This window comes from Aureimonas frigidaquae, from assembly GCF_001463905.1.
Taxonomy (GTDB): Bacteria; Pseudomonadota; Alphaproteobacteria; order Rhizobiales; family Rhizobiaceae; genus Aureimonas; species Aureimonas frigidaquae.
The window spans coordinates 135,659-156,688 of the sequence record NZ_BBWR01000006.1 but is presented as its reverse complement, the minus strand read 5'-3'; the positions used below and the strand labels follow the sequence as shown (position 1 = coordinate 156,688).

Below are 21,030 nucleotides of genomic sequence, written 5' to 3'. Positions count from 1 at the left end.
GTCAGCCCCCGACGACGGACAGTGCGCGCTCGAAGGCACGCGGAAGGGCGGTTCCGAGCCGTCCCGGTTCGCCCGGCTCGAAAATGCCGGCCTCTTCCAGCCAGGCCTCGAACTCGGGCGCAGGTCGCAGCCCGACGACCTTGCGGGCATAGAGGGCGTCGTGGAACGAGGTCGTCTGATAGTTGAGCATGATATCGTCCGAGCCCGGAATGCCCATGATGAAGGTGACGCCGGCCACCGACAGCATGGTCAGAAGCGTGTCCATGTCGTTCTGGTCGGCCTGCGCATGGTTGGTGTAGCAGATGTCGCAGCCCATCGGCACGCCGAGTAGCTTGCCGCAGAAATGGTCTTCCAGCCCGGCCCGGATGATCTGCCGTCCGTCGTACAGATATTCCGGCCCGATGAAGCCGACCACCGTATTGACGAGGAGCGGCCGGAAGCGGCGGGCAACGCCATAGGCCCGCGCCTCCAGCGTCTGCTGGTCCACTCCATGATGGGCATCGGCGGACAGGCAGCTCCCCTGCCCCGTCTCGAAATACATGGCATTGTCGCCGACGGTCCCGCGCGACAGGCTTGCGGCCGCGTCATACCCCTCGGCCAGGGTGGACAGGCTGATGCCGAAGGAGCGGTTGGCGCGCTCGGTGCCGGCGATCGACTGGAAGACGAGGTCCAGCGGCGCGCCGCGATTGATCACGTCGATCGAGGTGGTGATATGCGTGAGCACGCAGGACTGTGTGGGGATCGCGTAGCGCTGGATCACCTCGTCCAGCATCATGACGAGGTTGCTGACGGCGGGGATGGAGTCGGTCGCGGGGTTGATGCCGATCGTGGCATCGCCGCTGCCATACATCAGCCCGTCCAGGATAGAGGCGGCGATGCCCGTCGGGTCGTCGGTCGGGTGGTTCGGCTGCAGCCGCGTGGACAGGCGCCCGGCAAGGCCGATCGTGTTGCGGAAGCGTGTGACGACGCTGCACTTGCGGGCGATGAGCACCAGGTCCTGGTTGCGGCACAGCTTGGCGACGCCCGCCACCATTTCCGGTGTCAGGCCCGGGGCCAGCGCGGCCAATGACTGCGCATCGGCGGCATCGGACAGGAGCCAGTCCCGCAAGTCCCCCAGCGTCATATGGGCCACGGGCCGGAAGGCCTGCGCATCGTGCGTGTCCTGGATCAGCCGGGTGACCTCGTCATCCTCGTAGGGGATGACGGTCTGCGACAGGAAGGTCCGCAGCGGAAGGTCGGCCAGAGCGAGCTGGGCCGCGGCGCGCTCCTCCTCGTCGCCGGCGGCGACCCCGGCGAGCACGTCTCCGGAGCGTTCCGGCGTGGCCTTGGCCAGAAGCTCCTTCAGATCGGCGAAGTGGAAGCGTCGTCCTGCGGTGTCGAAGCGATAAGCCATGTCAGCCCTCCGGAAAGGTTCGGCGCCGCGCCGGTTCTGCGCCCCGCCGCAGCGCCATCATGCCATGCCGGGCCGTGGAAGGCGAAGCGGCAGCCACGCCGCCGCCGTCCTGTCAGCCCATCGGCACCGCCGATCCCTTTGCCGCGGCCGGATCGGGCGCGCTGGCGGCCACCCGCGCCGCCGCGCCCATCATCTCGGCCCGCGGCACGGCGATGTAGAGCGCGATGGCAAAGCCTGCCAGCGCGCCGGCAATCTTGCCGATCATGATGATGATGATGAGGCTCGGCTGGAAATTCGCCGTGAAGGCGAGATGGTCGCCGAACAGGAACGCCCCGCAGACCGCAAAGGCCAGGGTGAGCACCTTGTCACGCGGGGTCATGTCTTGGACCAGCCGGAACAGGGCGATGATGTTGGCGCAGGCCGCCAGAAGGCCGGCCGCGCCTTCCGCCTGCAGGCCGAGCCGCCGCCCGAGCCGCTCCATGGGCGCCGACAGGTAGCGGGTGATGAGATGGACCATCGGAAACGCGCCCGCCAGCATGATGCCGATATAGCCGGCAAGCTCCAGCGCGCGGAACTGGTCCGCCTCGTCGGCGATGATCGGATCGAAGCCCCAGCCCCCGAACAGGGTCGAGAAGGCGCTGGTGAAATATTCGATGATCGACAGGACCAGAATGATGCGCAGCACCGCCGTCAGCACCCGCCCGAAGATCAGGAAGCCGCGGATCATGGCGGCGGGGATCAGGGCCAGCCCTGCCGCGAAGGCGGCGCAGATGATGGCGAGCGGAATGAGATTGGCGATGAGCTGGCCGAAGGTGATCGCCAGCGTGTAGGTCGCCTCCGCATTGGTGGAGACGGCCTCACGCACCACCGGGTCGGTGACGATCAGGAGGATGCCCGCCACCAGGGCGCCGACCGGTATGGACAGGAAGCCCGCCATGGTGCCGAGCGCCATATAGGGGCGGTCCTCTTCCCGCAGCATGGTCAGGCCGATGGGAATGGAGAAGATGATGGTGGCGCCCGCCAGATAGCCGACCACCATGGCGATGATCCAGTCCTCACGCGAGCGGGCAATGGCGTCCGCAAGCTGGTAGCCGCCCATGTCGACGGCGATGAAGGTGTTGGCCGCCACGGCCGGGTCCGCCCCGACCGCCGCGAAGGCCGGGCCGAAGATCGCCGGTATGGCGGCCGAGACATAGGGTTGCGCAGCCATGATGCCGGCCACCGGCACGAAGATGATGCCGATCGTATAGATGCCCGACAGGAACTCGCGGCCCAGCGCGCTGTCCTCATCGATGATGGATGCGATGGCGCCCGCCAGGGCGCAGGCCATGATGATGTAGATGACGAGATTGCCGACGAATTCCATGGGATCACCTCGTGTCGAGAATGCCTGAGGTTAAGGCACTGCTCGATCGGGAGGCAATATCCGCCCATACCTGCCTTTTGGCCTATTGCGCTGGCAGGCCTTCTGCGATCCCACCCGCTGGCCGGGGCCGATTGCCCAAGGCGGGCGCCGTGGCGGCGGGGCGCCTGCCGAGATGGTCGATGAAGAGCCGGAACAGTTCCCCCTGGCTGGAAATGTTCAGCCGCTTGTAGATGTTGGCGCGGTGGTTCTTGGCCGTACCTTCCGAAATGCCCATGGTCATGGCGATGGACAAGGCGCTGTGGCCGCGCAGGAGAAGGGACACGACACGCCGCTGCGTCACCGTCAGGCAGTCCGAGAACAGCGCCGCGAAGAGCGTTTCCATGTCCTGCCCGGCACAGATGCCCTGGTTCTGCGGCGGTTGCCGCAGGCTCCACTCATCGGCGATCGACCGGCGCAATATGGGCTCGATGGCGCGGAGCGCCTCGAACTCGGCGGGCGAAAAACCCTGGCCTTGCACCACGCGCATCAGCGAATAGGTGGCGGTGACGCCGTCCTGAAGCGGAATGAGGAAGCCGACCTCCTCGGCAAGCGTCCCGGCCTCCGTGGAAATGCACGGATGCACGTCCGGCGCCGTCATGAAGCCGGATGCGAAGAAGCTGTCCGGGGCAAGGTCGCCCATGCGCCACAGGCCGGGCGGATGGCCGCCGACACTCGCCACATAGAACGGGTCGAGAAGGTAGGCGTGGTCAAGGTAGGCGTCGAGCGCCGGCTGCGAGATGCGGTCGGTATAGCCGTCATGGATCAGCACCGGCCGGCGCCGTGGCGAGTAGACGAGCAGCACCGACATGTCGAAGGCGGCCTGCCTGCGCGCGAGCGCGTCGAGCGCCGCGCCGAAGCCGTCCGTCCCGGCAGCGCCCATCAGCCGTGCGATCGATTGTGCTTCGCCTGCGTCCATGCGTCTGCCCGGCCATCCATATGCCTTGGAGCATATCGACCGTCTCTCGCGGTTCAAGAAATTTGTTCCCGTGGGTCCGGCATGGACCATGGTTCAGGGAACGTCTTCGATGTCCAGGCTCGACGGTAAGGTGGCGATCATATCCGGCGGCGCGGGCGGGTGCGGGCTGGCTGCCTCCGAACTCTTCGCCGCGCGCGGCGCTGCCGTGGGGATCGTCGACCTTGCCTCGAGCGATGGGGCGGAGGTTGCGGAACGCATCCGCGCGGCCGGCGGGCGGGCCGTCTTCGCGGCGGCCGATGTATCGCAGGAGGATGCCGTCACTGCTGCGGTGGGAAGCATAAAGGGCGCACTTGGGCCGGCCACCGTCCTGTTCAACCATGCCGGGACGATCACCATCAAGCCGTTCCTGGAAACGAGCCTTGCCGAATGGGACCGGCTCATGGCGATCAACGTCCGGTCCATGTTCCTGATGACGCGCGCCGTGCTGCCGCAGATGATCGCGGCCGGGGGCGGCTCCATCGTCTGCACCTCGTCCATTTCGGCACAGGTGGCGACCCCCATGGAGGTCCTCTACAACACGACCAAGGGGGCCTGCCACATGTTCGCGCGCGCCATCGCGGTCGAGTTCCGGGATCGCAATATCCGCTGCAACGCCGTCTGCCCGGGCTTCATCGCAACGGCACACGGCCGGCGGGAGGTCGAGGAACTGTCACGCTACGGCGTCGACGTTTCGGATGCGGCCATCGCCGCGCAGCAGGGCCGCATGTGCCGCCCCGAGGAGGTGGCCCAAGCGGCGCTCTTCCTGGCCAGCGACGACGCGAGTTTTGTGTCGGGCACGCATCTCTTCGTCGACAATGGCTTCACCGCGATCTGAGAGGGGACAAGGGCATGGAGTTCGAAAAGGGCGGCGTCTGGCGCAACTGGGTGGGCAACCAGTATTGCGTGCCGCAATTCAGGGCCTCCCCTTCGAGCGAGGCGGAGTTGAGCGAGGCCGTGGCACAGGCCGCGGCGCAATCGCTGCCGGTGCGCGTCGCCGGGTCCGGCCATTCCTTCACGCCGGTCGTTGGAACCTCGGGGCTGCTCCTGTCGCTCGAAAATCTGGCCGGCATCCGCTCCGTGGACAAAGCGGCCCGGCAGGTCACGGTGGCGGCGGGCACCCGGATCAACGCCGTGGGCAAGGCGCTGAAGGCCGAGGGGCTCTCGCTTGTCAACCAGGGCGACATTGACAGCCAGGCCGTGGCCGGCGCCTTCACCACCGGCACGCACGGGACGGGCCTGAAGCTCGGCAACCTCGCCTCCTCCATCGCGGGGATGCGGATCGTTACGGCGGACGGTTCGGTCATGGTGATCGACGGCAGCGATCCGGACCTTCTCCATGCGGCGCAGGTTTCCATTGGCACGCTCGGCGCGATCTCCGAACTCACCCTGAACGTCACCGACAGCTACAATCTGCACGAGCGCCTGTGGCGCGACGATTTCGAGACCTGCATGGAGCGCCACGACGAACTGGCGGCGCAGCATCGCCATTTCGGGTTCTTCTGGTGTCCGGTCCCGGAAAGCCGGCACCTCTACTGCCTTGCCGATACGTCGGACGCGCCCTGGTCCACCACCCGCAAGGACGCCGATATCTGCGAGATGAAGGTGATGGACATCACCGATGCGCCGCCGATGACATCGGCGTTCGAGACGATCGCCTATTCCTCCGATGTCTACCCGATCGAATATGTGCCCAATTTCGTGGAGCTCGAATATGCCGTGCCGCTGGAGCACGGCAAGGACAGCATCCGCGCCGTGCGCGAACTGATGCTGACGCGCCATACGAACTGCATCTATCCGATCGAGTACCGCTTCACCGCAGGCGATCCCGCCTGGCTCAGCCCCTTCCACCGGCAGGATTCCATCACCCTGTCGGTTTCCGGCGGCCCGGGCATCGATTACTGGGCCTTCCTGCGCGACACGGACGCGATCCTGCGGCGCTACGGTGCACGGCCGCACTGGGGCAAGATGCACTTCCTCGACCGGGACGACGTCACGGCGCTCTATCCGCGCGCCGACGATTTTCGCAAGCTGCGGCGCGACCTCGACCCGCAGGGCCGCTTCCTGAACGACCATCTCCGGCCGCTCGTCGGCTAGGGTTTCGCGGCCGGGGCGTGAATGAGCCAGCGCATGGCCTCACGAATGGGCTCGATCACCGGAACGGGCAGATGCTGCCCGAGCGAGCGCGCGGCACGTCCGAGCGGACCGCCCCCGATGATGATGGCCTCGACGCCCTCTTCTTCGTGGACCCGGCCGCACAGATGCAGCAGCGCATCGAGCAGCCGCGGCGGATCGATCATGAGCGAGGCCGGGTCCTGCGTGGTGCAGAAGGTGCCGGCATAGGCCGCGGCATGGCCGTGGCCATGCGCCGATGCGGTGATGAGCGGCGCAAGCTCCGGCGTGGTCGTGACCACGCAGAAGCGGCGCCCTCCGGCACCGGCCCGGGCCATGGACGCCTCCCCAAGCCCAGCGACCGGGCAGGACAGGCTCGCCCGCAGCGGTTGCAGGGCGGGATCGCCGAAAGCCGAAACGATGACGCCTCGCGGCGCGGCCGCGACCAGCCCCGGCACGAGATCCAGAACGGCGCGCCGACTTATCGCAAGGGCGGCCGGATCGAGGATGAGCGGCGCGCCGAAGGCGGCCGTCACGCCATCGACCCGCCAATCGGCCGGCGCGTCCTCTGCCGCGATCCGCACCATCTCGGCCGTCACCGACGCGCTGGTGTTGGGGTTGATCAGGATGATGCTGCGCGGCGCAGCGCCCGTCGTCACGGGGTGGTGGCCATGTCGGGGGTTGCGTGCGCGGGCGTCCAGCGCGGCAGGCTCAAGCCCTGGCGCCAATGATGGGCGATGTCCTCTCGACGTGCGAACCAGACGCCCTCCTGCGCCAGCGCATGGTCCAGAAAGGCCTCCAGCCCCCCGATCCGCGCCGGCCGGCCGATGATGCGCAGATGCAGCCCGATCGACAGCATGCGCGGCGCACTCGCGCCCTCGGCCAGCAGACGGTCAAACGCGGCGGTGCAATAGCGGGTGAAATCCTCCGCAAAGACGAAGCCGCCGCCATTCTGGAAGCGCATATCGTTGGTGTCGAAGGCATAGGGCAGGACGATATGCGGGTGGCCGCCGACATCCACGCAATAGGGCAGATCGTCGTTATAGGCGTTGGAATCGTAAAGGAACCCGCCTTGCTCCACCAGCAGATCGCGCGTGCGGGCGCTGGTGGCCGAGCGTGTGTGCCAGCCGACGGGCGGGGCCCCGGCCGCTGCCGTGATGGCCGCGATGCTGCGCTGGATGGCAAGGCGTTCCTGCGCCTCGTCCATATGGGCGTGGCGCTCCCACCGCCATCCATGGGCGGCCACCTCGTGCCCGTCCGATACTGCCTCCTCTGCAATCCAGGGCGACAGGGCCAGCGCCCGGCCATTGGCATTCAGCGTGGCCGGAATGGAGCGGGACGCCAGCGCGTTTCGGATGCGCGGCCAGCCCGCCCGCGTCCCGTATTCGAAATGGCTTTCCATGCACAGGTCGGGCACATCGTCCACGCGTTCGACCGCCTCGTAGACATGCTCGTTGCGCTCGTCGCCCATGCCGATGGACAGTTCGGCGCCTTCCTCGACATTCACGACGATGGACAGAGCGAGCCGCGCGCCACCTGGCCAGGCAATCGCGGGCGGAGCATTGCGGTAGCCGGCGAAGTCACGTCCACCGGAGGGCACTGGCAGCATGGTCGATCGCATGCGCGTCACGTCGCTCCGACGGGGGTGGGCTGGTCTTCGTCAGCGCGCTCCGGCGCGGCGGTCACGGGGCGGACCGTGCGGGCGATCTCGTCCCGCACCAGCGTGTCCAGATCGACCGTCTCGCAGCGCGGGCGCATGCGAAGACGCGTTTCCACAAGGGACAGATGCGAGCACATCGCCTCACGCGCGCGCATGGGATTGCGGGTCGTCACCGCTTCGATGATGGAGCTGTGTTCCCGGCAACTGCAGGCCGGACCATCGCGCGGACCGAAATAGGACAGGAGCGTCGATGTCCGGTGCACCATGGAGCGCAGCGTATCGACGATCAGGGAATTGTGGGTCAGTTCCGCCAGGCCGAGATGCAGCGCGCCGCCGAGCCGCATGGCCGCCGCATCGTCGCCCCGCTCGATCGCATCGCGCTCCTGAGCGTGGAGGCTTGCAAGTGCTTCGATCTCGTCCGGGGTAATGCGCTCGGTGATCGAGAAGGCGATGCCGCCTTCCAGGACGCGCCGCGCCTCGTAGACGATCCGCGCATCCGCATGGCCGGGATCGATGACTCGGGCACCCCGGTTGGGGACCAGCGCCAGCCGTCCCTCATGCCCAAGGCGGTGGAGGATACGCCGCATCCTGTCGCGCGAAATGCCGAACCGATCGGCCAGGTGCTGCTCCGCCAGCTTGGTGCCGGGCGCAATCACCCCCGACGCCAGGATACGGCTCATGATCTCGTGTACCTGGTCGTCTTTCATGATCAGCCGGTGATGTTGCAACCGGATACAGCCTAAAGGCCTGCCCCCGCGGACACTAGAGACGTGCTGCGGATGTTTTGTGCACAAAACAAAAATTATTTGCACAAAAATGGCGCTGCATTCTTGCGCATTTGAATGCGTCCCCCTGCCGAAAGGGCATCCAGCGTTTGGCACGAGGATTGCAGAGGTTGTGGCGGAACCTCTGAGGAGTACAGAATGACCGGAACCTTCCCCACGACCACACTGAACCGCCGCAGCTTCCTCACGGTGGCTGCCGGGGCCGCGGCCGCGCTGTCCATGCCTTCGATCCTGCGCGCTCAGACACGCGAGATGGTCGTGGGCGGCGCAGCCAGCCATCGTGAATGGGTGGAGGGAATTTTGATCCCGGCCTTCGAGGCCAAGCATGACTGCCGGGTCCTCTTCGAAGGCACCCGCTCGCTCGTCAACCTGGAGAAGATGCAGCAGAACCGGGACCGGCCGTACCTGTCCGTCGTCCAAATGGACGATCCGGTCATGATCCTCGCCAACGAGGCCGGGCTCATCGAGCCGATCAGCGCGGGGGAGGTTCCTAACCTTTCGGCGCTCGTTCCCAATACGGTCCATGCCGATGGAGCCTGGGTCAACTATCTCCGGCCATTCCAGGCCATCGCCTACAATACCGAGGCGCTGCCCGACGGCATCGGCTCCTGGACGGAACTGTGGGAGGAGCGCATGGCCGGCCGTGTCATCCTGCCGTCGCTTCAGAACACCGAGGGCGTCTTCCCGCTTTTCATGGCTGCAGCTTTGCAGAGCGGCAAATCGCTCGAGGACGCGCAGTACGACATCGATGCCGGCTTTACCAAGCTGCAGTCACTCAAACCCAACATCCTGACCATCTACACACAGATGCCGCAGGCCTTCAACCTGCTGGAAACCGGCGAAGCCTGGGCTGTCGCCGGCGCCCTGTCCTCCTTCACCATGCCGCGCCAGAACGACGGTGCGCCGGTCGCCCTCGCAGTCCCGAGCGAGGGTGCCTTTGCCAGCCCGTCCGGGGTCTGCGTGGTGAAAGGCGGTCCGCATCCGGACCTCGCCCGGGCCTGGATCGACGATCTCCTGTCCGCGCAGATCCAGGAGCAGATCGTCGGACCGACCTTCTCCTTGTCCACCAATGCGTCGGTGCCGGCACCGGACGGCATGCCATCCATCGACTCCATCCATGCGGTCGACTGGCAGAATGTCGCCGAGAACCGGACTGCCTGGGTGGAGCGCTGGGATCGTGAGATGGCGATCTGATGCGGAGCGTACCTGATCCGCGCCGCGACGGCGCCTTCCTCGACATCCTCGCGGCCGGCAAGTCCTTCGGCGATGCACGCGTGCTCGACGGCGTGGACCTGTCGATCGCGCGGGGTGAGTTCGTCTCGCTGCTGGGCCCGTCGGGCTGCGGCAAGACGACCCTGTTGCGGATCGTGGCGGGGCTGCTGGCGGCCGACGGCGGAAGGGTGCGGCTGGACGGTGACGACATCACCGCCCGCCCGCCGCACAAGCGCGACGTCGGCGTCGTCTTCCAGAACTACGCGCTGTTCCCGCATCTCACCGTCGCCGAGAATGTCGGCTTCGGTCTTGCCGCGCGCCGCACCCCGAAGGAGACGACCGCGCGCAAGGTGCGCGAACTCCTCGATCTCGTCGGTCTGGCCCACATGGCGGACCGGTCGGTGCGCGGTCTGTCCGGCGGGCAGCAGCAGCGTGTTGCGGTTGCCCGCGCCCTGGCGCCCGAACCCAAGCTCCTGCTTCTGGACGAGCCATTTTCCGCGCTCGACCGGAAGCTGCGCGAGACGATGCAGATCGAACTTCGCCGCATCCTGCGCGATGTCGGCACAACGGCCATCTTCGTCACGCACGACCAGGACGAGGCGCTCGTCATGTCGGACCGTATCGCGGTGATGAACCGGGGTCGCATCGAGCATCTGGACGTTCCGCAGGCCATTTATCACCGCCCGGCAACGCCCTTCACACTGGACTTCGTCGGCCTGTCGACGCGGCTCGACGGCACGGTGGAGGCCATGGATGCCGACCACGCCCTCGTCGCCACGGCCTTCGGCACCCTGCGCGCGCGTGCATCCTACCGACCGGGCTCCAAGGTCACGATCGGCATCCGCCCCGAGCGGATCGCACTGGGCACCAAGCATCCCAACAGGCTCCGCGCGCGGCTTGCCGATGCGATCTTCCAGGGGTCGCGGGCTCAGCTCCACTTCCAGTCAAAGGGAAGCGACCGGATGATGGTCGAAACGCTCGACGTGCCGGCCGCCATCGCTCCCGGGCACGAGTTGGACATATCCTTCGCCGTCGAGGATACGCTGATCTACCCGTCCGAGCCGGCAGAGGCCGTGGCATGACCGCGCTTGCCCGCACCCTCGCGGTTCATGGCGGCGCGGCGCTCATCGCGCCGGCCCTCTTTTATCTGAGCCTCGTCTATCTCGCCCCGCTCCTGTGGCTCCTGGCGCGTAGCGTCATCGGTGCGGACGGGCCGACGCTGGCGCCCTATGTCGATCTCCTGTCCGATCCCTTCACCTGGCAGGTGATCGGCAACACGCTGCGCATCGCCGCCCTCGTCACGCTGCTGACCCTTGTGATCGGATATCCGACCGCAATCGCCCTCAGCCGCGCGCGGGGCTGGCCGCAGATCCTGCTGCTCGTCGCCATCATCCTGCCGCTGTCCGTCGGGGTGGTGGTCAAGGCTTTCGCCTGGCAGATCGTCTTGGCGCGCAACGGGGTGATCGGCCAGCTCCTGGTTGCCACCGGGCTGTTCGAACAGGCGCCGCAGCTTCTCTTTACGCAGGCGGGCCTCGTGGTCGGGGCGGCCAATGTCTTCCTGCCCTTCATGATCCTGCCGATCTATTCGGTCCTCAACCTGATGGACCCGCGGCTGCCGGAAGCCGCCGCCACCATGGGCGCGAGCCCCTTCTATCGCTTCACCCGCGTCACGCTGCCGCTGACCCTTCCCGGTATCGTCGCCGGCGCGGCCTTCGTCTTTTCCATGTCGGTATCCATGTATGTCATCCCCAGCCTCCTGATCGGCGACCGCTTCCAGACGCTCGCCACGCTCACGGGCCGGTCCTTCCTTTTCATGCGCAACGAGCAGCTCGGCTCCACTACGGCAGTGCTGCTGCTGGTCCTGTCGGTAGCGATCATCCTGGCCGCCAGCGCCCTCGCCCGGCGCGTCGGAGGCATGCGATGACAGCCACCGAACGCCTGATGTCCGGCCTCATCACCGTGCTTGCGGGGCTGGCGGTCATCTTCATGCTGACGCCGCTCGTCGTAACGGTTCTCGTCTCCTTCGGCTCGGCCTCGGTTTTCACCCTGCCGCCTCCCGAATGGTCGCTGCGCTGGTACGAGCGCCTTGCCACACTGCGCGGCCTGGTGCCGGCAGTGGTCACCTCCGTGCAGATCGCCGCGCTGTCGACCGTCATCGCGCTCGTCCTCGGAACGCTCTGCGCCATCGGGCTCACGCGCTCGTCGGTGCGGGGCTCGGAGGCGATCATCTCCTTCCTGATCTCGCCGCTCATGCTGCCCGGCCTCGTCATCGGCATCGCGCTCCTGCAGTTTTTCCGCGAGTTCGGACTGCGCGATGCCTGGATCAGCCTCCTCCTGGCGCATGTGGTGATCACCTTGCCCTATGTGGCGCGCACGGTGATCGGGGCCCTGTCGCTCTTCGACTTCACGCTGATCGACGCCGCGCGCACGCTCGGCCATTCCTACCCGGCCGCCATTCGCAAGGTCCTCGTGCCCGTGCTGGCGCCGGCCTTCATGACATCGGGCATGTTCGCCTTCCTGGCATCGATGGACAATTACCCGATCTCCATCTTCTTCTCCGATGCCTGGACCAAGACCCTGCCCATCCAGATGCTGCAATATGTGGAGGAGCGGCCCGATCCCACCATCGCCGCCATATCGACCTGCCTGATCCTTCTGGCGACGCTCGCCATGATCGTCGGCGACCGCCTCGTCGGCATTCGCCGCATGGCGCAGTTTTAAGGGCGGCGGCGATGCGGATTCTCCTGATCAACCCCAACATCACACAGAGCGTCACCGAGCAACTCGCGCGCGTGGCCGAGGCCGCTGCGCTGCCCGGCACGCGCATCACGGCACGCACGGCACCGCGCGGCGTGTCCTACATATCCGATCGCGCCGAAGCGCAGCTTGCGGGCGCGGTCGTCCTGGAAGTGCTGGCGGACGAGGCAGCGCACCACGACGCCGCGATCATCGCGGCCTTCGGCGATCCCGGGCTGTGGGCCGCCCGCGAGCTTTTCGACATCCCCATCGTCGGCATGGCGGAGGCCGCCCTGCATACGGCCGCCATGCTGGGCGAGCGCTTTTCCATCGTGACCTTCGCCCCGGCGTTGGGGTCCTGGTACCGGGACTGCGTGCGCGATTGCGGCCTGGCCTCGCGCCTGGCCGCCATCCGGTCGCTGACCTCCGCCTTCGGCAGCGTGGAGATGGTGGCCGACGAACAGGAGGCCGCGCTGGCCGATCTGTGCCGCCGGACGGTGCGCGAGGACGCGGCCGATGTCGTCGTTCTGGCCGGGGCGCCCCTGGCGGGCCTGTCGGCACGCATTGCCGGCTCGGTGGGCGTGCCGCTCGTCGAACAGGCCGCCGCCGCCGTTGCGCAGGCGGAGCTCCTGGCGCGGTTGCACCCCGCAGCCCGGGGCGCCGTCCGGAACCGGGCCGGGAAACAATCGCTCGGTCTGCCCGCCAGCCTGACGCGCCTTCTGGGGCAGGACCATGGTTGAGGGGATCGGCGCCATCGCCCGCAGCGTCAATGCGGGACAGGCCAGGGCGGTGGACCTGTGCGTTCAGGCCTTGGACCGCCTGGAAGCAGCCCGCCACCTGAACGCCGTCGTGGCAATCGATGGTGCGCGCAGCCTGCGCGAGGCCGCGGCTGTGGATGAGCTGTGGACAACAGGTGCACGGCCTGTGCTGGCCGGGGTGCCGCTCGTCGTCAAGGACCTCATCTGGGTGGAAGGCCGGCGCGTCACGCAGGCATCGCGGCTCTTTGCCGATTTCGTCGCGCCGCAGGATTCCATCGCCATCCGGCGCCTGAAAGACGCCGGCGCCGTCGTGGTCGGCATGGCCAACAGTTCCGAGTTCGGCTGCAAGGGCGTCACCACCAACCCGCTGCATGGACCGACGCTCCATCCGGCCGATGACCGGCTGACGCCGGGGGGCTCGTCTGGCGGCTGCGCCACGGCCGTGGCGGCGGGCCTTGTCCCGGCCGGGATCGGCACGGATGCGGGCGGCTCCAGCCGCCGGCCGGCGGCGCATGTCGGCTGCGTCGGCTTCAAGCCGAGCGCCGGCGCCATTCCCGGCGGTCCGGGCTTTCCCGCCCTGGTGCCTGCGCTCGAGACGACCTGCCCCATGACGCGGGACGTCGCCGATGCGGCGCTTCTGTTCCGCGTCATGGCCGGCCTGGCGGACACGCCGCAGGCACCTGCCGCGCCGCTGCGCCGCCTGGCCCTCAGCCCAAGCTTCGGGCTCGGCGGCCCGATCGACCCGGAGGTCGCGGCGCTCCTGGACAGTGCCGTCGCGCGGCTGCGCCAGGCCGGGCTGACGATCGAGGCAGCGGACCCGGCTTGGCCCCAGGCCGCAGAACCTGCTGCGCTCATGCCCCTGCAGCATGCGGCGCTGGCACGCGTGCACGGGGCGGCCTTCCGGCGCGACAGTTCCGTCTTCGACCCGGACATCGCCGTGCAGATCGAGGCGGGGCTTGCCCTCGGCCAGTCGCAGATCGACGCGGCCCGGGCGCTTTCGGATGAGATTCGCCTTAGGCTCAACGCCTTCCTTTCCGGTTACGACGCGATCATCGGCCTGACCGCGCCCTGCTTCGCCTGGCCGTGGCGCGATCTCGGACCGGCCACGATCGATGGCCAAGCGGTCGGACCCCGGGCCCATGCGGCCCTGACGCCCTTTGCCAATCATGGCGGCAACCCCGCCATCTCGATTCCCATGGGAGTGGGAACGGCAGGCCTTCCCGCAGGCCTGCACATCTGCGCCCGACGCGGCGAGGACCTCGCGCTCCTCGACCTCGCCGGACGGATCGAGTCCGTCCTTTCCGTCGCCTGGCAGGAAGGGGGCCGGACAGAACATCGGTGACACTGAACTATCCTCATGCCGGGGAAGGGGCTGAGGGAGCATGCAGACAGCAGGAAGCGCAGGGCGGCGTTCCGCCCTCAGGGTTGGCGTGCCCGTCCATGCATGACTGCGACCCGTGCGGCGTGTCCCCGGGCGCTCAGACGATTGGAGACGACCATGTGTGACCGCGATGGCCACTTCTATGCGAACTTTTCCCGCCGCAACTTCCTCAAGACCACGGTTGCCGGCGCGGCGACCATAGCGCTCCCCGCGCATCTGGCGGGCCTGGCCGGCCTTGCCGGATCGGCCGGCCCGGCCGCGGCCGCCGAGGCGACCATCCGTGCGACGCACGGAACCGGCTTCTGCAACATGGGCATCTTCCTGGCCAAGGAGCGCGGCCTCGCGGCTGCCGAAGGCGTCGACCTGGAATTCGTGGTGACCCCGTCCAACGCCGAGATCACAACCATGTTCGGCGCGGGCCTCGTCGACATGTCGATGATCCCCTATTCCAACTTCATGACGCTCTACGACGCGGGCGCGCCGGTGCGCATCGTGGCCGGCGGCGGCGTCCAGGGCTGCATCATCGTGGCACGGGAAGGGATCAACAGCGCCGAGGACCTGCGCGGCAAGTCCTTCGGCACTTTCCAGGCCGATACGCTGGAGGTCCTGCCCTACGACTACCTGAAGAAGGCGGGCATGAGCTTCGCCGATGTCGACATCCGGTATCTGAACACGTCTCCCGAGCTGGCCCAGGCCTTCATGGCGGGCGCGCTGGATGCGATCTGCCATATCGAACCCTATGCCACGCAGTGCGTGCAGGGCCGGCCGGGCTCCAAGGTCCTCAGCGACGGGATCGACTTGTACGGACCGGGCTATTCGGACTGCGTCCTTGCCGCGCGCATCCCGCTTCTGGAAAGCAATCCGGAGGCCGTCACGGCAATGATCAAGGCGCTGATGGAGGCGCAGGCCTCGGCCGAGGCGGATATGGAAGCGGCGCTCGCCTCCACGGTCGGCACCTACTACAAGACGACCCTGGAAGCCGCGCGTGACGCTGCCTCCAAGCAGCCGATCGTGGTCGATCAGCGCAACCAGACCCAGTTCATCATCGATCGCGGCAACTCGATGAAGGAGCTCGGCTACGTACGCGCCGTGCCGGACGAGAAGGCCTTCGACTGGTCCTTCCTCGACGCGGCCATCGCGCAGAATGCCGACCTCTACGCCTCGCTCAAGCGCAAGTCCGCCTGAGGCCTGCGCCCGATGCGGCTCCGGCCTGTGCCGGAGCCGCTCCCTTATCCCGATCTTCGAGGATCCGACACCCGATGGTGACCGTTCCCTTCGCCACCTTGCGCAAAGCAAGGCCACGCCCCGCCACGGCCGGGCCAAGCCGCGTGATGGACGTCCTGGCCGGGCTGGCCTGGGCCGTCCTGTCCATCGGCCTCTTCGCGGGCCTGTGGGAACTGGCCTGGGCCATGGGCTGGGCCGACCCGCTCCTCCTGCCCCCGCCGCATCTCTTCCTGTCGGATTTCGACCGGACGCTTTCCTACTTCTCGAACCGCAACCAGATCGGCGTCGCCGCATCGGGCGGCGGTATCGGCGGCCTTCTGACGACGGCCCTCTTCACCACGCTGCGCGTCGTGGCGGGCCTGACGCTCGGCTTCATGGGCGGCGTCGGCGTGGGCGCGCTCGTCCATTACGTGCCGACCGCACGCAAGCTCCTGATGCCGACCATTCTTCTGCTCACGCCGATCTCTCCGGTCGCCTGGCTGCCGGTCGCCATCTTCCTGTTCGGCATCGGCGATGTTCCGGCCATCTTCCTGGTCTTCATCACGATCTTCTTCGCCATCGTCCTGTCGACGGCCTCGCAGCTCGAAAGCGTTCCGCGCTCCTATCTGAACGTCGCGCGGATCATGGGCGCCAACCGCCACCAGCTCTTCTGGCGCGTCGTCTTCCCCTCCATCCTGCCGGGCCTGTTCATGACGCTGCGGCTCAATCTCTTCGCCGCCTGGATGGTCGTGCTCATCGCCGAAGCCGTGGGCGTGGGCTCGGGCCTCGGACAAATTACCTCCGTCGCGCGCTCGACCTTCAACGCCCAGCTCACCTTCTTCACCATGGCCGTCATCGGTGTCCTCGGCTTCACCTTCGACTGGACGTTACGGCAGATCCAGCGCCGCCTTCTGTGGTGGATCGAACCTGCCGGAGGAGCCTCCAAATGACCGTTCCCGCACTGTCCTTCCAGGGCGTCGACAAGATCTTCACGCCCCGCGGCCGCAGCCCGGTGCAGGCCCTGTCCGGCTTCGACCTCGACATTGCCCGCGGCGAGTTCATCGTCTTCCTCGGCCCGTCGGGCTGCGGCAAGTCGACCCTTCTCTATATGGTCGCCGGCCTGGAGGAGACCTCCGGCGGCACGATACTGGAAGAGGGACGTCCCATCGACGGGCCGTCCTCCGAGCGCGGGCTGATCTTCCAGGACGCGTCCCTGTTCCCGTGGCTCACCATCGCCGACAATGTCGGTTTCGGCCTGTCGCTGCGGGGCGTCGCGCCGCAGACGCGCAAGGAGGCCACGGAGCGGCTCCTCGTCTCGGTCGGCCTGGGCGGAATGGGCGACAAGCGCCCGGACGAGTTGTCCGGCGGCATGCGCCAGCGGGCTGCGTGCGCCCGCGCGCTGGCCATGCGACCCCGCGTCCTGATGATGGACGAGCCCTTCGCCGCGCTGGACGTGCAGACCCGCAACAAGATGCAGGACTTCCTCCTCGACCTGTGGCGGGAAAGCGGCGCCTCGATCATCCTCGTCACCCATTCGATCGACGAGGCCATCGCGCTGGCCGACCGGGTGGTGGTCTTCACGGCGCGGCCGGGACGGGTCAAGACCATCGTGCCGATCGAGATGGAGCGCCCCCGCCCCTCGCGCGATCCACGCTACCATCGCTACCGGGACATGTTCACCGACCTTCTGGCCGACGAAGTCGATCGTGCCTTCGCCGAGCAGGAGGGGCGCGCGCGATGACGGCTGCCTGCCGGGTCGCGGCACTCAGCATCGGGCCCTCGCACGGGGAGGCGACCCCCCTTCTCGACGAGGCTGAGGCCGGCATCGCCGCTCTTGCGGCAGATGGCGCGCAGCTGGTGCTCCTGCCCGAGCTCTTCGCTGCGCCCTTCTTCGCCGCCGACGACCCCGCGCGCTGGGCCGGGCTGGCCGAGACGCTGGACGGCCCGACCTCAGCCTGGGCCCGCCGCGTCAGCACGCAGACGGGCGCCGCAATCCTGTTCGGCATGATGGCCGTGGCTGGCGACGGCGGGCAGCCGCACAATGCGGCCGTCCTGGCGGTGCCCGGCGCGGCGCCGCGCATCGTCCAGCGCAAGGTTCACCTTCCGCCGCGGGGCGATGCCGCCTTCGGAGAGGCGGATCATTTCGCGCCGGGGAATGGTGGCATTGCCGTCTTCGACCATGCCGGCGCGCGGTACGGCGTCCTGATCTGCTACGACCGGCGCTTTCCCGAATGCTGGCGGGCCGCTGCACGCCAGGATTGCGACGCCATCCTGGTGCTGGTCGGTGGCCCCGCTGCCGATCCGCCCGGCCAGTTCGAGGCCGAGCTGCGCACCCATGCCCGTGCCAATGCCGTCTACGCACTCGCCGCGGCGCGCTACGGCGTCGAAGAACTGACGGGCCTGTCCCACCGCCATGACGGGGAGACGCTCGCCGTCGGCCCCGACGGCGCCCTCCTGACCGCTGCCGGCCGGACGGCCCGGCTCGATATCGACCGCGCCGCCCTTCTGGCGCGGCGCACGCAGAACCCCACGCATCGCCAACTCCGCCTGCACTGACAGGCCATACCGAAGGCATAGACAATGACCGACATGATCACCTCCGCCGGCTGGGTCGTCACCGGCATCGAGGATCGCAACAAGCCCACCATACTGGAGAACGGGGCCGTCCTGTCGCGCGACGGCGCCATCGTCGCCACCGGCTCGGTGGACGAACTCCTCCGCCTGTCGCCCCATGCCACGCGCCGCCATTACGGCGACCATGTCATGCTGCCCGGCTTCGTCAACGCGCACCACCATGTCGGCATGACACCGCTGCAGCTCGGCTCGCCCGATCACGCGCTGGAGCTCTGGTTCGCCAGCCGCATCCCGGCGCGCAAGCTGGACCTCTACCTCGACACGCTCTACTCGGCCTTCGAGATGATCGCCTCGGGCATCACCACCGTCGCGCATATCCATGGCTGGATGAGCGGCGGCTACGAGGCGATCCACGGCGCCGCCACCAAGGTCCTGGATGCCTACCGCACCATCGGCATGCGGGCCTCCTACTCCTATGCGGTGCGGGAACAGAACCGGCTCGTCTACGAGGCGGACGAAGACTTCTGCGCCCGCCTGCCCGAGCCGCTGGCCGGCCGCCTGGCAACCTATCTGCAATCGCAGGTCCTGTCCTTCGACGGCTACATGAAGCTCTTCGACCAGCTCACCGCCGAGAATGCCGGCCAGGGCCTGACGCGGATCCAGCTTGCGCCGGCCAATCTCCACTGGGTCACCGACGAAAGCCTGGTGGAGATGAACGCCCGCTCGCTGAAGCACGGCGTGCCCATGCACATGCACCTCCTCGAAACCGCCTATCAGAAGGAATATGCGCGGCGCCGGACCGGCAAGACCGCCGTGCGCCATCTGTACGACCTCGGTGTGCTGTCCCCGCGCATGACGCTCGGCCACGGTGTCTGGCTGAACCAGGAGGATATCGAGATCGCCGCGGACACCGGCACCTGCGTGTGCCACAACTGCTCGTCCAATTTCCGCCTGCGCTCGGGCGTTGCCCCGCTGAACCGGTTCGAGGCGCATGGCCTCAATGTCGGCATGGGCCTGGACGAGGCGGGCATCAACGACGACCGCGACATGCTGCAGGAAATGCGCCTCGTGCTCCGCGCGCATCGCGTTCCGGGCATGGACGATGCCGAGGTGCCGAGCTGCGGGCAGGTTCTGCGCATGGCCACCGAAGGCGGCGCGAAGACCACCGCCTTCGGCACCGAGATCGGCCGGCTCGAGCCGGGCCGCCGCATGGACGCCGTCCTCATCAACTGGAAGACGGCGACCTACCCGTTCCAGGATCCGGACGTGCCGATGCTCGACGCCCTCATCCAGCGCGCCAAGCAGAACGCCGTCGATGCGGTCATGGTGGATGGCAAGGTGATCTACGAAGAGGGCCGCTTCACCAACATCGACCGGGACGCCATCCTGGAGGAGATCGCCCGCCACTATGCCGCCCCGCGCACGGAAGAGGAAACCGCGCGCCGGCAGCTCGGCCACGACGTCTTCCCGCATGTGAAGGCTTTCTATAACGGCTACCTGGACGCTGAGGAACGCGTGCCCTTCTACGCGCCGTCCTCGAGCATCTGAGGCGGCGATGCAGCAGCGCCCTGGCCGGCCGGGGCGCCTTGCCCCTGCCGGGCCAGCGCCCGGAAATGCTCCACTGCCATGTTGGCTTGCGTCGTCGCGCGCCAGACCAGCCGCATCGATCGTTGCGCCCAGGCATCGGCCAAAGGCGCGGCGACGAGGTCGGTGCCGGCCAGGAGGTGCAGGCTCGTCGCCCGCAGAAAGCCGATGCCGAAGCCTGCTTCCACCAGGCGCACGAGAGAGGAGAAGGTTTCGGCCTGGATCCGTTTGCCGAGCCGTCGGCCGAGCCGGCGGGCCGCATCGGCCAGGAGCCGGTCGAGCGCGCCAGCCTCGTGGAAGCCGACGAGCTCGTGATGTGTCACCGCCTCGAAGGGGATGGGGCGCCGGATGTCGAGGACGGCGCCCAGCGGATGATCGGGCCTGGCGATCACATAGACCCGGTCATCTTCGAGCGCTTCGGTTTCGAAGTGGGAGAAATCGTGGTTGTCGGCAATGGCCGTGATGTCGACCCTGGCATCCGCCAGTGCGGCGAGCGCCGTATCCGACGCCATCTCATGCAGCTCGATCGCCACCTGCGGATAGGCCGCGCCGTAGGCGGCCAGAAGTTCAGGAAGGCGGCCCGACAGGGCCGATGTCGTGGCCGCCACCCGCAGGACCCCGGAGCGGCCATCGGCAAGGGCCCGCATGCGCACGTCCAGATCGGCCAGCATGCGCATGATCCGGGAGCATTCGGTGGCGTAGACGGCACCCGCCTCGGTCAGCCGGACGCCTTGTGCGCTGCGGTCGAAAAGGGTCAGGCCGAGCCGGCCTTCCAGATCGGCGATGCGGCGGCTGATCGCCGACGGGGCGATGTTCTCGCGCTCGGCCGAGCGCCCGATGGAACCATCGCGCGCCAGGGCCAGGACCAGACGCGCCGTCACGGCATCGAAGATCAGGCTCAACCGAACTCCCTTCCCGGCGGCGGCTCGCCCCTGCGGGCATGGCTTGAGCGCGCAGGCCAGCGCGTCGAATCGACCGTGAGTGCCACCAGAAGAGCCGGGGGCACGCGGTCCGGTGACGGATAGACCCCGATCTGACGGCAAAGCGCAAGGAGGTTCAAGGCCCGCCGGCTGCGTTTGACGAGAGGATGAAAGGCAGAATGAAGCATAGGAACGACCCTTGGGTCTGGGCATGGCCGGGACAGGCGGCATCGTTGCGGGCGCGCGCGCCATTCGCGTAGCGACGCTTGGCGAGGGGGCCTTCGCAAAGCGAGAAGGCCGCTCTGGCGTACCCTCTGCTACACCGCCGGTGCGGCTCCCGCCCCTTCGCGCGCGG

Annotated in this window: 20 protein-coding genes; 13 read left to right on the top strand and 7 right to left on the bottom strand. The window is 67.8% G+C overall.

The window, feature by feature from the left end; all coding sequences use genetic code 11:
- Position 1 precedes the first annotated feature (1 nt).
- The 3 genes from AUL30_RS07250 to AUL30_RS07240 all read right to left on the bottom strand — a co-directional run bounded on the left by AUL30_RS07250 (position 2) and on the right by AUL30_RS07240 (position 3,714).
- A complete protein-coding gene (locus AUL30_RS07250; protein WP_062227189.1) occupies positions 2 to 1,393 on the bottom strand; it encodes an ethanolamine ammonia-lyase subunit EutB in 1,392 nt (463 codons plus the stop codon).
- A gap of 112 nt (positions 1,394 to 1,505) precedes the next feature.
- The gene (gene eutH, locus AUL30_RS07245; RefSeq protein ID WP_062227188.1) at positions 1,506 to 2,759 is read right to left on the bottom strand and encodes an ethanolamine utilization protein EutH; all 1,254 of its coding nucleotides are present in this window, start codon (positions 2,757 to 2,759) and stop codon (positions 1,506 to 1,508) included.
- Positions 2,760 to 2,841: 82 nt separating this feature from the next.
- Positions 2,842 to 3,714, bottom strand: coding sequence for a helix-turn-helix domain-containing protein (locus AUL30_RS07240; RefSeq protein WP_083507736.1), 873 nt, complete (start codon positions 3,712 to 3,714; stop codon positions 2,842 to 2,844).
- Between the two features lie 109 nt (positions 3,715 to 3,823).
- Between AUL30_RS07240 and AUL30_RS07235 the strand changes: the two genes are divergently transcribed.
- Positions 3,824 to 4,588, top strand: a complete 765-nt coding sequence (locus tag AUL30_RS07235; RefSeq protein WP_062227224.1) for an SDR family NAD(P)-dependent oxidoreductase — start codon at positions 3,824 to 3,826, stop codon at positions 4,586 to 4,588.
- 14 nt (positions 4,589 to 4,602) lie between these two features.
- Positions 4,603 to 5,847 (top strand): D-arabinono-1,4-lactone oxidase, encoded by a 1,245-nt coding sequence (locus AUL30_RS07230; RefSeq protein ID WP_062227187.1) that lies wholly within the window; start codon positions 4,603 to 4,605, stop codon positions 5,845 to 5,847.
- Here AUL30_RS07230 and AUL30_RS07225 read toward each other — a convergent pair.
- From AUL30_RS07225 to AUL30_RS07215, 3 genes are read right to left on the bottom strand one after another with little or no spacing between them, the layout of a single operon-like run.
- Positions 5,844 to 6,521: an aspartate/glutamate racemase family protein gene (locus AUL30_RS07225; protein WP_062227186.1), complete on the bottom strand. Its 678-nt coding sequence runs from the start codon at positions 6,519 to 6,521 to the stop codon at positions 5,844 to 5,846. The two genes, AUL30_RS07230 and AUL30_RS07225, sit on opposite strands and share 4 nt — an antisense overlap.
- On the bottom strand, positions 6,518 to 7,483 hold the full coding sequence (locus AUL30_RS07220; RefSeq protein WP_244490735.1) for a polysaccharide deacetylase family protein: 966 nt from the start codon (positions 7,481 to 7,483) through the stop codon (positions 6,518 to 6,520). Before AUL30_RS07220 ends, AUL30_RS07225 begins: the two co-directional genes overlap by 4 nt.
- A 5-nt stretch (positions 7,484 to 7,488) precedes the next feature.
- The gene (locus AUL30_RS07215) at positions 7,489 to 8,229 is read right to left on the bottom strand and encodes a GntR family transcriptional regulator (RefSeq protein ID WP_062227185.1); all 741 of its coding nucleotides are present in this window, start codon (positions 8,227 to 8,229) and stop codon (positions 7,489 to 7,491) included.
- A 216-nt stretch (positions 8,230 to 8,445) separates the two neighbouring features.
- On the opposite strand from AUL30_RS07215, the gene AUL30_RS07210 reads away from it, so the two are divergent.
- The 11 genes from AUL30_RS07210 (at position 8,446) to AUL30_RS07160 (ending at position 19,719) form a co-directional block, all read left to right on the top strand.
- Complete coding sequence (locus tag AUL30_RS07210; protein WP_062227184.1) at positions 8,446 to 9,501, top strand: extracellular solute-binding protein; 1,056 nt, start codon at positions 8,446 to 8,448, stop codon at positions 9,499 to 9,501.
- Complete coding sequence (locus AUL30_RS07205) at positions 9,501 to 10,601, top strand: ABC transporter ATP-binding protein (RefSeq protein WP_062227183.1); 1,101 nt, start codon at positions 9,501 to 9,503, stop codon at positions 10,599 to 10,601. Before AUL30_RS07210 ends, AUL30_RS07205 begins: the two co-directional genes overlap by 1 nt.
- Positions 10,598 to 11,443 carry an ABC transporter permease gene (locus AUL30_RS07200; protein WP_062227182.1) on the top strand — a complete coding sequence of 282 codons (846 nt, stop codon included), beginning with the start codon at positions 10,598 to 10,600 and terminating at the stop codon, positions 11,441 to 11,443. Before AUL30_RS07205 ends, AUL30_RS07200 begins: the two co-directional genes overlap by 4 nt.
- Positions 11,440 to 12,240 carry an ABC transporter permease gene (locus tag AUL30_RS07195; protein WP_062227181.1) on the top strand — a complete coding sequence of 267 codons (801 nt, stop codon included), beginning with the start codon at positions 11,440 to 11,442 and terminating at the stop codon, positions 12,238 to 12,240. The genes AUL30_RS07200 and AUL30_RS07195 overlap by 4 nt, the downstream gene beginning before the upstream one ends.
- Before the next feature lie 11 nt (positions 12,241 to 12,251).
- Positions 12,252 to 12,995, top strand: a complete 744-nt coding sequence (locus tag AUL30_RS07190) for an aspartate/glutamate racemase family protein (RefSeq protein WP_062227180.1) — start codon at positions 12,252 to 12,254, stop codon at positions 12,993 to 12,995.
- The gene (locus AUL30_RS07185) at positions 12,988 to 14,355 is read left to right on the top strand and encodes an amidase (RefSeq protein WP_062227179.1); all 1,368 of its coding nucleotides are present in this window, start codon (positions 12,988 to 12,990) and stop codon (positions 14,353 to 14,355) included. The genes AUL30_RS07190 and AUL30_RS07185 overlap by 8 nt, the downstream gene beginning before the upstream one ends.
- Before the next feature lie 156 nt (positions 14,356 to 14,511).
- Entirely contained in the window at positions 14,512 to 15,579 is a 1,068-nt protein-coding gene (locus AUL30_RS07180; protein WP_062227178.1) for an ABC transporter substrate-binding protein, read from the top strand.
- 74 nt (positions 15,580 to 15,653) lie between these two features.
- A complete protein-coding gene (locus AUL30_RS07175; protein WP_062227177.1) occupies positions 15,654 to 16,547 on the top strand; it encodes an ABC transporter permease in 894 nt (297 codons plus the stop codon).
- Positions 16,544 to 17,338 (top strand): ABC transporter ATP-binding protein, encoded by a 795-nt coding sequence (locus AUL30_RS07170; protein ID WP_062227176.1) that lies wholly within the window; start codon positions 16,544 to 16,546, stop codon positions 17,336 to 17,338. Before AUL30_RS07175 ends, AUL30_RS07170 begins: the two co-directional genes overlap by 4 nt.
- Positions 17,335 to 18,153, top strand: coding sequence for a carbon-nitrogen hydrolase family protein (locus AUL30_RS07165; RefSeq protein WP_062227175.1), 819 nt, complete (start codon positions 17,335 to 17,337; stop codon positions 18,151 to 18,153). Before AUL30_RS07170 ends, AUL30_RS07165 begins: the two co-directional genes overlap by 4 nt.
- A gap of 24 nt (positions 18,154 to 18,177) precedes the next feature.
- Entirely contained in the window at positions 18,178 to 19,719 is a 1,542-nt protein-coding gene (locus tag AUL30_RS07160; RefSeq protein ID WP_062227174.1) for an amidohydrolase family protein, read from the top strand.
- On the opposite strand, the gene AUL30_RS07155 is transcribed toward AUL30_RS07160, so the two are convergent.
- On the bottom strand, positions 19,695 to 20,657 hold the full coding sequence (locus tag AUL30_RS07155; protein ID WP_062227173.1) for a LysR family transcriptional regulator: 963 nt from the start codon (positions 20,655 to 20,657) through the stop codon (positions 19,695 to 19,697). The two genes, AUL30_RS07160 and AUL30_RS07155, sit on opposite strands and share 25 nt — an antisense overlap.
- Positions 20,658 to 21,030 lie beyond the last annotated feature (373 nt).